9 protein-coding genes are annotated in these 11,389 nt (G+C 71.9%); 4 read left to right on the top strand and 5 right to left on the bottom strand.

The features are described from left to right. The first annotated feature begins 22 nt into the window (after positions 1-22). The 4 genes from ACIQK6_RS26880 (at position 23) to fabV (ending at position 4,272) form a co-directional block, all read left to right on the top strand. Positions 23-1,150, top strand: coding sequence for a saccharopine dehydrogenase (locus ACIQK6_RS26880; RefSeq protein WP_329106562.1), 1,128 nt, complete (start codon positions 23-25; stop codon positions 1,148-1,150). Continuing rightward, entirely contained in the window at positions 1,147-1,752 is a 606-nt protein-coding gene (locus tag ACIQK6_RS26885; RefSeq protein WP_329106565.1) for a TetR/AcrR family transcriptional regulator, read from the top strand. The genes ACIQK6_RS26880 and ACIQK6_RS26885 overlap by 4 nt, the downstream gene beginning before the upstream one ends. A gap of 89 nt (positions 1,753-1,841) precedes the next feature. Beyond that, on the top strand, positions 1,842-2,840 hold the full coding sequence (locus tag ACIQK6_RS26890) for a helix-turn-helix domain-containing protein (protein ID WP_402695609.1): 999 nt from the start codon (positions 1,842-1,844) through the stop codon (positions 2,838-2,840). Between the two features lie 217 nt (positions 2,841-3,057). Then, entirely contained in the window at positions 3,058-4,272 is a 1,215-nt protein-coding gene (fabV, locus tag ACIQK6_RS26895) for an enoyl-[acyl-carrier-protein] reductase FabV (protein WP_329108252.1), read from the top strand. A gap of 69 nt (positions 4,273-4,341) precedes the next feature. On the opposite strand, the gene ACIQK6_RS26900 is transcribed toward fabV, so the two are convergent. The 5 genes from ACIQK6_RS26900 to ACIQK6_RS26920 all read right to left on the bottom strand — a co-directional run bounded on the left by ACIQK6_RS26900 (position 4,342) and on the right by ACIQK6_RS26920 (position 11,255). Further along, a complete protein-coding gene (locus ACIQK6_RS26900; protein WP_329106569.1) occupies positions 4,342-5,292 on the bottom strand; it encodes a carbohydrate ABC transporter permease in 951 nt (316 codons plus the stop codon). Further along, positions 5,289-6,623, bottom strand: coding sequence for an ABC transporter permease subunit (locus ACIQK6_RS26905; protein ID WP_402695610.1), 1,335 nt, complete (start codon positions 6,621-6,623; stop codon positions 5,289-5,291). Before ACIQK6_RS26905 ends, ACIQK6_RS26900 begins: the two co-directional genes overlap by 4 nt. Positions 6,624-6,633: 10 nt before the next feature. Next, positions 6,634-7,965, bottom strand: a complete 1,332-nt coding sequence (locus ACIQK6_RS26910) for an ABC transporter substrate-binding protein (protein WP_266601417.1) — start codon at positions 7,963-7,965, stop codon at positions 6,634-6,636. Positions 7,966-8,078: 113 nt separating this feature from the next. After that, the gene (locus ACIQK6_RS26915; protein WP_266601419.1) at positions 8,079-9,761 is read right to left on the bottom strand and encodes a glycoside hydrolase family 13 protein; all 1,683 of its coding nucleotides are present in this window, start codon (positions 9,759-9,761) and stop codon (positions 8,079-8,081) included. A gap of 213 nt (positions 9,762-9,974) precedes the next feature. After that, positions 9,975-11,255, bottom strand: coding sequence for an ABC transporter substrate-binding protein (locus ACIQK6_RS26920; RefSeq protein WP_329106578.1), 1,281 nt, complete (start codon positions 11,253-11,255; stop codon positions 9,975-9,977). Positions 11,256-11,389 lie beyond the last annotated feature (134 nt).

Below are 11,389 nucleotides of genomic sequence, written 5' to 3' on the forward strand. Positions count from 1 at the left end.
TCATCTGACCTAAACTTTGGTCATGATCACCGAATCGCACGACGAGCTGCGCCCGGACCCCTCCGGCCCTGTACTGATCACTGGCGGATACGGCACCGTCGGCGCCGAGATCGCCCGCATGCTGGGTGCGGACACCCCGACCCTGCTCACCGGCCGCAACCCCGACCGGGGCCAGGCGCTGGCCGCAGAGGTCGGAGGCGAGGTGCGGGCCTGGGACCTGGCGGACACGTCCCCCTTCCGGGCGGGTGTCCGGGCCGTCATCAGCTCGGTCAACGACCCCGAGGACCGGGTGCTGGTCGCCGCCGCGGCGGCAGGCGTGCCCTACGTGGACATCACCCGGTGGACGGGCCGCATGCAGCGGGCCGTTACTGTTGCCGCCCTGCACCGGCCGACCGCCCCGGTGCTGTTCTCCTCCGCCTGGATGGGCGGGGTCAGCAGCCTGGTGGCGGTCGCGCTGGCCCAGGAGCTGGGCGGCGCCGAGCAGGTCGAGATCGCCGTCCGGTGGGACATGGCCGACCGGGCCGGGGCGGATTCCGTCGAGTTCATGGACCGGCTGGGCGTGGCGTTCGAGGTGGTGGACGGCGGAAGGCGCCGACTGGCCTCCCCGATGACGGAGTCCCGTACGGTCCGCATCGACGGAACACCCGTACGCGTCGCCCGCATCGACACCCCGGAGCAGTTCACCCTGCCGCTGACCCTCGGCACCACCACCGCGGCCACCCGCATCGGGTTCAGCTCCCCGGCCGCGACCCGGGCGATCCTCGCCCTGCGCGGTACGGGATTCTTCCGCTGGGCCGCCGGGGAACGCTGGGCCCCCGCGCGGCGCGCCCTGCTCCACTCGCCGGGAGACGGCGGGACGGCCCGGCTGCGCGTGGACGTCACCCATCGCGGGCGCACCCGTACCGCGACCGTCACCGACCCGCTGGGCCAGCACCATCTGACGGCGGTCGGTGCCGTCGTGGGCCTCCACCGCGTACTCGGCACCGACGGATCTCCCGCTCCACGGGGCGTGGTCTTCCCCGAGCAGCATCCGGATCCGGCCCGAGCTGTGGAGTTGCTCGCCGCGCACGGTGTCGGCCTCTCCTTCGACGAGGGCGACGCCGCCGTCGTTACGGGCCAGGGGCGGGCTGGAACGCGGGCCGCCGCATGAGCGCCGCAGGCGGACCGACCGCCAAGGGCCGGCAGCGGCGTACGGACCTTCTCGACGCGGCCGAACGCGTCCTCACCGCCTCCGGAGGGGCCGAACTGACCCTGCGGGCGGTTGCCGAGGAGGCCGGTGTCCGGTTGGGCCACCTCCAGTACTACTTCCCGGCCCGGTCCGACCTCCTTTCGGCGCTCCTCGACCGCATCCTCGCCGCGTCCTTGGAACGGGTCGGTGCCCTCACCGTCGGGCAGCCGCACGACATCGACCACGAAGCCCTGCTCGACGCGATCCTCTCCGATCACGACGACCCGCGCCTGGTAACGCTGTTCACCGAGGTGTGGGCACTGGCCGCCCACGACGAGGCCGCGGCCGCGGCGGTCCGCTCCTTCTACGACCGGTACGCCATGTATGTGGCCGCGTTCGTCCAGGACCACGAGCCCGGTCTGAGCGTCGCCGAAGCGCGCCACCGGGCCGAGGTGTTCGTCATGCTGATGGAGGGTTCCGCCCTGTTCCGCTCCGGCATCACCGGCCGCCGTACGGTCGGCACGGACGCCCGGCTGCGCAAGGCCGCGCTCGCGCTGCTCGCAGGCGCGGGCGAAACGGCGTAGGCAGGCGACACGGCACAGAACCATGCGCCACCGTCGGCGCCCCTGTTGCATCCTGGCCTCTGCCAGGGATGTCGAGTCGGGGGTGCGGCATGTGGTCAGTGGTGTCGGCGAGTGACCTGCCCGTGGGGGAGCGCTTCGACTGGTTCTCCGACACGCTCTCGCGGGAAGTGGTGCCCACCGCGCTGAGCACCGAGCGGCCGGCCGAATTCCAGGCCGAGGCCGCTGTCCTGGAACTCGGCGAACTCCGCGTGGCGCGGCTGGAGTTCTCCCCCCTCAACTCGCGGCGCACCCCCGCCTTGATCCGGCGCGGGGACCCGGGGCAGTACCAGCTGGGCCTGATGCGAGGGGGACGCGCGTTCCTGGCCCAGCAGCGCAACGAGTGCCGTGTCGGCGCCGGGGACATCCTGCTCTGGGACACCTCCCGCACCTCCGACGTGCAGACCGCCGCCGATGACGGCCTGGTGCGCCTCGCCATGCTCCAACTTCCCCAAAACGCATTGCCGTTGAACTTGGACCGACTCGGGCGACTGCTCGCCCACCGGATCCCGGGAGACCAGGGCGTGGCCGCGGTCCTGACCGCCTTCGTGGACGCACTCGAAGGCCGCGGCGGTCAGTGTTCCCCGGCGGAACTGCACCGGCTCGGTACGGTCGCGGTCGACCTCGTGGCCGCCTGCCTCGCCCAGCATCTCGACGCCGAGGCCGAACTCCCCCCGGAAGTCCGAACGCAGGCGCTGCTCCAGCGCGTCTACGCCTTCATCGACCACAACCTCGCCGACCCGGCCCTGACCCCGTCGGCGATCGCCGCCCGCCACCACGTCTCGGTGCGCACCCTCCACCAGCTCTTCCGGCGACAGGACGACGCCGAGACGGTTCAGGCCCGGATCCGCCGGCGCCGCCTGGAGCGGTGCCACAGCGACCTCGCCCGCCCCGAGCTCATGGGCCACCCCGTGAACGCGATCGCCGCGCGCTGGGGGTTCAGCGGTCCGGCGGTCTTCAGCCGCTCCTTCCGCGAGAGGTACGGCCTCACCCCGACGGAGTTCCGGGCGCTGAGCGTCCAGCGCGACCGCGCCGTGTGCGCGTCGTCGTGACCGTCCCTTCCGAGGCCATCGGACGCCCACGGCAGGCTACTTCGCAGCCACCACGTGCGCTGCCGGAAGTGGCCGAACACTCCAAGACCGACTCGCGATCCTTGTCGCCGGTGGGGCCACTGTCCGTGTCCGGCCTGTCGCAGACTTGCGGGACGCGGCGCCCCGACCAGCCGCCGCGACCTCGGCCCCCGTCGACCCAAGGACCACGACCATGACCATGACCGAGCGCGTTCTCACCCCCCGCAACCGGGGCTTCCTCTTCCTCGACTCCCACCCGACGGGCTGCGAGCGGGTGGTGGCCGACATGTGGCGGGCGTGCCCCGACCCCGCTGACAGGCCCGCAGGGGCCGGGCCGGTGGCGCTGGTCATCGGCTCCTCGGCCGGATACGGCCTTGCGGCCACGGTCGCCGGACTCAAACGCGCCGGCATCCGTGGCATCGCGGTCTCCTTCGAGAAGGCCCCCACCGCACGGCGCACCGCAACGGCCGGCTGGTACCGCACCGCCGCCACCGCCGACATCGCCCGTACCGCCGGGCGGGACCTGGTCTTCCTCAACGGCGACGCGTTTTCCGACACGATGAAGGACGAGGTCGCCGACCTCATCGAGCAGCGGTTCGACGGCAGGTTGGACTACCTGATCTACTCGGTCGCCGCGCCCCGGCGCACCGACCCGGACACCGGCACCACGTACGCCTCCGCCCTCAAGCCGATCGGCCGGGCCAACCGCACCAAGACCCTCGTCTTCGACGACCAGGGCGTTCCCGAGGTGCGCGAGGTCGAGACCGGGCCGGCCGAGGGCGACGACGTCGAGCAGACCGTGGCCGTGATGGGCGGCGCGGACTGGGAACGCTGGATCGACCACCTGGCCGGTCGGGGACTGCTCGGTGAGCGCTTCGCCACCGCCGCGCTGTCGTACATCGGATCGCCGCTGACCGCGGCGATCTACCGACAGGGCACCATCGGCGCGGCCAAGGCCCACCTGGAAGCCACCGCCCGCACCCTGAACGAGCGGCTCGGCAAAGAGTTGGGCGGGCGGGCCGTGACCTCCGTCAACGGCGCCGCCGTCACCCAGTCCTCCACCGCCATCCCCGGCATCGCCTTGTACACCGGCCTGCTGCGCGGTGTCCTCGGAACGGACCTGGTCCCGCCGGTGCGTCAGCTCGCCGACCTGTGGGACCAACTCACCGGTGCCGCGCCGCTCGCCCTGGACGACGAGGGCCGGGTCCGCCTGGACACCTGGGAACTCACCGACGACGTCCAGGCGGCCGTCGCCGAACGCTGGGAGACCGCCACGACCGACACCATCGCCTCTCTCGCCGACCTCGACTGGTTCCGCGCCGAAGTCCAGCGCCTGTACGGATTCTCCGTGCCGGGCATCGACTACACGGCCGCGGTGGCCACCGACGTACCCTGGCCCGTTCCCACCCGCTGATCCCGGCGCGGGCCCCGCCGTCGGTCCCTCGACCAGCAGCGGGGCCCGCGGTCCGCGCAGCGCGTGCGGCTACTTCACCGAGCCCGCCATCACCCCCTGGACGAAGTGCCGCTGGAAGGCGAAGAAGACGATCAGTGGGACCACCAGGGACAGGAACGCCCCGGGCGCGAGGACACCGATGTTGCTCCCGAACTGCCGCATCTGGGACTGCAGCGCCACCGTGAGCGGCTGGGACCCGCTGTCCGCGAAGAGCAGCGCCACGAGCATGTCGTTCCAGACCCAGAGGAACTGGAAGATGGCCAGGCTCGCGATGGCCGGGCGGCCGAGCGGCAGCACCAGCCGGGAGAAGATCCGCCACTCGCTGCCGCCGTCCATCCGGGCCGCTTCCAGCATCTCGCGCGGTATCTCGGCGAAGTAGTTGCGCAGCAGGAAGACCGCGAACGGCAGCCCGTAGGCGACGTGGAAGAGGATCACGCCCGCGACCGTGCCGAACAGCCCCACCGCACCGAAGAGTTTGGCCACCGGCAACAGCCCGATCTGCACGGGTACCACCAGCAGTCCGACGACCACCAGGAAGACGGCGTCCCGGCCGGGGAACTCCAGCCACGCGAAGGCGTATCCGGCGAGTGCCGCTAGGGCGACCACCAGGGCGGTGGTGGGCACGGAGATCAGGACGGTGTTGCCGAAGGCCGCCGCGATGCCGGAGTCCTTCAGCAGGGCGCCGTAGTTGTCCAGGGACAGCCGGGACGGCTCGGTGAGCGCGGTCCACCAGCCGCCGGCGGCGTTGTCGCCCTCGGAACGCAGGGAGGAGACGAGCAGGCCCGCCAGCGGCGTGATCCACACCAGGGCGACCAGGATCAACGCACCCTGGACGAGGGAGTTGCCGAGCAGGCGCGACAGCCGCTTCCCGCCCCGGCGTCCGGGATCCCGTGCGGGCCCCTGCGCCGACGGTCCGGGCAGGGGGCGGATCGCCGCCGTCCGCCGGGACGGTCGGCGCTCGATGGTGCCGTGGCCGCTCATGCTCCACTCCTTCGGAAGCGCCGGATGTTGAAGACCATCGCCGGGACGACGAGCAGGAGGAGCACCACGCTGAGCGCGCTGCCGAGCCCCTGGTCGTTGCCGCCGCCGAAGGAGACCAGCCACATGCGGGTGGCCAGCACGTTCGCCTCTTCCTGGACCGGTCCGGGCGCGATGATGTAGACGAGGTCGAAGACCTTCATCACGTTGATCACCAGGGTCACGAAGACGACGGTGAGTACCGGAGCGAGCAGCGGCACGGTGATCTTGCGGAAGATCTGGCCCTCGGAGGCACCGTCCATCCGCGCGGCCTCCAGGGCGTCCCGCGGGATGGCCGCGAGGCCGGCGCCGATCAGGACCATCGCGAAGCCGGTCCACACCCACAGATAGGCGCCGATGATGGCGGGCGTCACCAGCGCCGGACCGAGCCAGTTCACCCCCTGGTACGGGGCCGCGAAGTTGGCCGCGGGCAGCCTGACCGTGTACGGGGCGTCGGCCAGCCCGGTGAAGCGGAAGGACCCGTCCTCGGCCGTGACGGCGGTGGCGGCCACCCGGCCGTCCCGTACGGCCTCGACCGTCATGCCGGGCAGCCCGTTCTCCCCCGGGTCGATGCGGCCCGGGGTGCCGGCGCCGCCGGGGGCGAAGTCGAGGTAGACGACACCCCCGATGTCGTCCGGCCGGGGCGCCGCGGGGGCCGCGGCCTTCGCTCGGGCCGGCATCGCGTCGGGTGCCACCCCGATGAAGCCGAGACCGACGGAGTGGCCCGGACGGACGGCCTCCTCGGTGGTGTAGGGGCCGCCCGGCCCGCCCGCCAGGCCCTGGCCCTCCCGGGCACGGGCCGTCGGATAGGCGGCGGTGTCCACGAAGCTGTCGTGGACCCCGACGACGGCGGCGTTGAGCACGCCCCGGGCCGGGTCCTGGTCGTAGGCGAGCCGGAAGATGATGCCCGCGGCGAGGAACGACACGGCCATCGGCAGGAAGAGCACGAGCTTGAACGCGGTCGCCCAGCGCACCTTCTCGGTGAGCACGGCGAGCATCAGCCCGAGTCCGGTCAGCAGCGTCGGGGCGACGACCACCCAGAGGGCGCTGTTGCGGATCGCCTTGAGGGTGGCCCGGTCCTGCACGATCGCCGCGTAGTTGGCGGCCCCTACGAAGCGGTTGCCGTCGGCGTCGAAGAGGCTGCGGCCGACGGAGAAGAGGACCGGGTAGACGACCAGCGCGCCGAGCAGCAGCAGGGCGGGCAGGACGAAGACGACCGCGAGGCGGCGTTTCCTGCGCTGGGCCCGGCGCCGCCCGTCAGCCGTGCCGCGGGCGGCGGTCATGGTGTCAGCCATGGGAGGCGCCTCAGTTCCCGTAGGCCTTGGCGGCCTCGGCCTCGAGCTTCGCGGCCGTGCCCCGCGGGTCCGACGGGTCGCGCAGGAAGTCCTGGAGGAGCTTCCACTCGCCCGCGCCCTTGGTGCCGCCGAACGCGGCCGGGGCCTGGTCCGACATGTCGAAGCGGATCGAGTCGCCCGCCGCGATGAGCGAGTCGGCGGTGCTGCGGGTGATTTCGTCCCCGTACGCGGTGAGGTCGAGCTCCTTGTTCGGGGACAGGAAGCCGCCGGCGCGGGCCCAGACTTCGGCGGCCTCGGGGCCGGACAGGAACTCGAGCAGCTTCATGCCGGCCCCGGCGTTCTTCGCGTCCTTGAGGACGACGGCCGCGTCACCGCCGCTGACGACTGGTGCCTTGCCGCCGTCGACCGCGGGGAACGGGAAGAACTTGGCGTCCTTGCCGGGCTTCTTGCCGAACTGGTCCTTGGCGATGCCGCCGACGAAGTCACCCTCGTAGACCATGCCCGCCTTGGGCTCGGGGCCGAAGACCTGCGCGACCGACGTGGGGAAGTCGGTGCTCAGCGCGGTCTGGGCGCCGCCGGCGACGAGCTGCTTGTCCTTGAACAGTTCGCCGAGGGTGGTGAGCGCCTTCACGACGCTGTCGTCGGTCCACTTGAGCTTGTGCTGGGCGAGCTGGTCGTACTTCTCCGGTCCGGCCTGGGAGAGGTAGACGTTCTCGAACCAGTCGGTGAGGGTCCAGCCGTCCTCGCCGGCTATGGCGAAGGCGGGGCGGCCGGAGTCGGCGAGGGTCCGGCCGGCCTTCAGCAGGTCGGCGTAGCTCGTGGGCTCGTTGACACCGGCCTGGGCGAAGGCCTCCGGGGCGTACCAGACGGTCGACTTGTGGGCGGCCTTGAAGTAGAGGCCGTAGTACGTGCCGTCGACGGTGCCGTAGTTCCGCCACACCGGGGCGAGGGTGGAGCCGGCCTTGCGGACGGTCTGGTCGGACAGGGGCTGGAGCCAGCCCTCCTTGGCGAACTGCTGGAGCACGCCCACTTGGGGAACCATCACCACGTCGGGCGCGTTGCCGCCTTCGATCTTGCTTCCGACGAAGGTGGAGACGTTGTCGCCGGAGGGCACGAAGACCGTCTTGGCGCCGGTCTTCTCGGTGAAGGCGTCCAGGACCTTCTTGAAGTTCTGCTGCTCGCTGCCGGTCCAGACGCCTGCCACGGTCACGGTCTGGCCGCTCAGTTCGCCGCTGCTCGCGGGTCCGGTGGTCTGGCCGCAGGCGGTGGCACCGAGGGCGAGGGCGAGGGCCGCCGATGCGGTGGCCGCGGTTCGCCGGGTCGTCTTGCTGGGTCGTCGCATGGGGGAGTCCTTGTCTGGAGGTCCGGGACACGGGGCGGAGCCCGGACTGCGCGGGGGAGGAAGGAAGAGAGGAAAGAGGAGAGGAGGAAGAGGGGGAGGTCAGGGGCCGGGGGTCACGGGGCCGGGCATTCGGCCGTCCACCAGGCGGCGGTCGCCGCGGGCAGGACCCCGTCGGGACAGGGGCCGCTGGCGAGCAGCGGGGTCCCGGGGACCGGGGCGGGTACCGGCTCGGTGCCGAAGTTCACCGCGCAGACCAGGCCGTCGCCGCGGCTGATCGCCAGCACCCCAGGAGGCGCGTCCAGCCAGCGCAGGGGGCCTTCGCCGAGCTGCGGCAGGGTGCGCCGGAGCTGGAGCCCGTCACGGTAGAGGTGCCAGAAGGAACGGGTGTCGGCCAGGGCGCGGTCGGTGGCGTGCTCGGCGAACCACTCGGGCTGCGGCAGCCACGGCTTGGCCCCGGCCGCTTCCCCGGAGAAGCCGAACGGCGAGGCGTGCCCGGACCAGGGCAGCGGCACGCGGCAGCCGTCCCGGACGTGCTTGCGGCTGCCCGTACGGTGGAAGATCGGGTCGGTGAGGACCTCGTCGGGCAGGTCGAGGACCTCGGGGAGGCCGAGTTCCTCGCCCTGGTAGACGTAGGCGGCGCCGGGCAGCGCGAGCATCAGGAGGGCCGCGGCGCGGGCGCGGGCGGCACCCAGTCCGCTGCCTTCCACCCCGGGCTCGCCCGCGTAACGGGTGACCGTGCGGACCTGGTCGTGGTTGTTGAGGACCCAGGTGACGGTGGAACCGGTGCCGGCGATGTCGCGCATCGCGTCGGTGATCGTCGTGCGGAAGGCCTCCGCGTCCCAGGGGGCGCTCAGCAGGTCGAAGAAGAACGCCTGGTGCAGCTCATCGGGGCGGACGTACTCGGCGTGCTCGCGCGCGGTGGGCACGGACACCTCGCCGACCAGCAGCCGTTCGCGGCCGTCCCGGGCGGTGTACTCCTCGCAGACCGAGCGCCAGCGCCGCCACACGCCGTGGACCTCGGGCTGGTTCCAGGCCAGCTGGTTGACGGCGTCGCGGGCCCGCTCGTCGGCTCCGGGGTCGCCGGAGTCCGGCAGCGCGGGGTGCTTGAACAGTCCGGCGGCGACATCGATGCGGAAGCCGTCGACCCCGCGGTCCAGCCAGAAGCGCAGCACCTCCTCGAAGTCGTCGCCCACGGCCGGATCGCGCCAGTTCAGGTCGGGCTGCTCGGGTGTGAAGAGGTGCAGGTACCACTCGCCGGGGGCGCCGTCGGGCCCGGTGGTCCGGCTCCAGGCGGGACCGCCGAACATCGCGCGCCAGTTGTTGGGGGGCTCCGTACCGTCCGGGCCGCGGCCGGGCGCGAAGTGGAAACGGGCGCGCTCCGCGCTGCCCGGCTCCGCGGCGAGCGCGCTGCGGAACCACGGGTGCTCGCTGGAGCAGTGGTTGGGAACGATGTCGAGCAGCAGCTTCAGTCCGAGCCGGCGGGCGTCGGCCACCAACCGGTCGAACTCCGCGAGGTCGCCGTAGACCGGGTCGACACCGCGGTAGTCGGCGACGTCGTAGCCGTGGTCGTGCTGCGGCGAGGGGTAGAAGGGGCTGAGCCAGATGCCGTCGACACCGAGCTTGCGCAGGTAGGGGAGCCCGGCCCGGACGCCGGCCAGGTCGCCGATGCCGTCCCCGGTGCTGTCGAGGAAGCTGCGGACGTAGACCTGGTAGATCACCGCGTCGCGCCACCAAGGGGCCGAGGTGGTGGCGGTGGGAGAGGGGTGGCCGGTAGCGGCCGGAAGGGTGCTGAGCATCTCGCGTCGACCTGTCTGCTGAATGCGAGAGCGCTCCGGATCGGTGCGCTGTTATGCATGCATGTTAAGTAGCGGCGACTGGAAGGTGTCAACGATGTGTCCAGAAACAGCGAAAAGCTGGGGTGGTTTGTGCGCGTTTGCCCGCATGTAAAAGGAAGGGCCTCTACTTAACATGTAAGTAGAGGCCCTGGGGGAGGGAGCAGAAGAGTGCGATCAGCCCTTGCGGGAAATGGTCCCGAGCTCGCGCGCGAGCCGCGCCGCCGCCTGCTCCGGCGTTTGGCGCAGCGCCAGTACGTCCTGCGCCACGGCCTGCACGGTGAGGCTCACCTGGTCGTAGCGCGGGCTCTTGGGACGCGGCACCGCCGACAGCACGCTCTGGCGCAGCGTGGGCAGGTACGGATGTGCCCGGACCAGCTCGGGATCCTCGTACAGCGCGGCGCGCACCGGAGGCAGCGACCCCTTGGTGAGCACCTGCCGCTGGACCCGCTCGCTGGTGAGGTAGGAGATCAGGTCGGCAGCCGACGCCGGATGCCGTGCACGACTGCTCACGGCGAGGTTGGAGCCGCCCAGCACGCTCGTGCCGGGCCCGTCGGGCCCGGGCAGCGGCACCGCGCCGAACTTGCCCGCGACCTTCGACCCCTCCGCGCCCGCGTCCGCGTACACGTAGGGCCAGTTCCGCAGGAACAGCAGCCGGCCCTCCTGGAAGGCCCGCCGCGACTCCTCCTCCTTGTAGCCGAGCGCGTCGCGGGAGATCCAGCCCTCCCGGACACCGTCCGCGAGGAAGCGCAGCCCGGTGCGCGCCGCGTCGGAGTCCACGCTCACGCGGGCGCCGTCGTCGCGCAGGATCGATCCGCCCGCCGAGTGCACGGCCTCGGTGACGTTGACCGTGAGCCCCTCGTACGGCAGGAACTGGCCCGCATAGCCGTCCAGTCCGTACTTCGGCGCGATCGTGCGCGCCTGGCGGATCAGCTCGTCCCAGGTGCGCGGCGGCTGCTCGCCCTCCTGGTCCAGGAGGTCCTTGCGGTAGTACAGCAGTCCCGCATTGGTGACGTACGGGACCGCGTACAACCGGCCGTCGAAGGTCGCGGTGTCGACGACGGGCCGCAGGAAGGCGTCCAGCGGGAAGCGCTCGCGCCGGAGCGGGGAGATCCATCCGGCCGCCGCGAACTCGGAGGTCCAGGCGACGTCGATGTTGAGGACGTCGAACCGATGGCGGCCCGATCGCAGCTCGCTGATCATCTGGGCCCGGGTCTCGTCCGCCGAGTCGGGCAGCTCGACGAGCGTGACGCGCTCGTCGGGATGGGCTTCGTTCCAGTCCGCCAGGAGCGGCGGGAGGTAGTCCGTGAGATCGCCCGCCGTGACGAGCGTCAGGGGACCGCGAGCCTGGTCCTCGGAAGCAACGCCCGCCCCGGCACGGACACCGAGACCGGTGTAGCCCGCCAGTACGACCGCCCCGACCAGGAGAGCTCTACCCGCGGCACGCATCCACCGCATAGATTCCTCCCAGTGCACGATCCGGCTGCGTCGCCGACCATCGTGGCCTATATATACCCGTTAGGCATGGGCGATACTAGACGCGCAGGCAGACGAGACGGACGGCGGCGCGACTTGGCCCGCTGCCGAGTGAA

It is taken from the genome of Streptomyces sp. NPDC091682 (assembly GCF_044756625.1).
Lineage (GTDB): Bacteria > Actinomycetota > Actinomycetes > Streptomycetales > Streptomycetaceae > Streptomyces.

Coding starts and splice junctions, on each gene's coding strand:
- ACIQK6_RS26885 (WP_329106565.1), top strand. CDS start 1,147: ATGAGCGCCGCAGGCGGACCGACCGCCAAGGGCCGGCAGCGGCGTACG.
- ACIQK6_RS26920 (WP_329106578.1), bottom strand. CDS start 11,255: ATGCGGTGGATGCGTGCCGCGGGTAGAGCTCTCCTGGTCGGGGCGGTC.
- fabV (WP_329108252.1), top strand. CDS start 3,058: ATGACCGAGCGCGTTCTCACCCCCCGCAACCGGGGCTTCCTCTTCCTC.
- ACIQK6_RS26910 (WP_266601417.1), bottom strand. CDS start 7,965: ATGCGACGACCCAGCAAGACGACCCGGCGAACCGCGGCCACCGCATCG.
- ACIQK6_RS26900 (WP_329106569.1), bottom strand. CDS start 5,292: ATGAGCGGCCACGGCACCATCGAGCGCCGACCGTCCCGGCGGACGGCG.
- ACIQK6_RS26890 (WP_402695609.1), top strand. CDS start 1,842: ATGTGGTCAGTGGTGTCGGCGAGTGACCTGCCCGTGGGGGAGCGCTTC.
- ACIQK6_RS26915 (WP_266601419.1), bottom strand. CDS start 9,761: ATGCTCAGCACCCTTCCGGCCGCTACCGGCCACCCCTCTCCCACCGCC.
- ACIQK6_RS26880 (WP_329106562.1), top strand. CDS start 23: ATGATCACCGAATCGCACGACGAGCTGCGCCCGGACCCCTCCGGCCCT.
- ACIQK6_RS26905 (WP_402695610.1), bottom strand. CDS start 6,623: ATGGCTGACACCATGACCGCCGCCCGCGGCACGGCTGACGGGCGGCGC.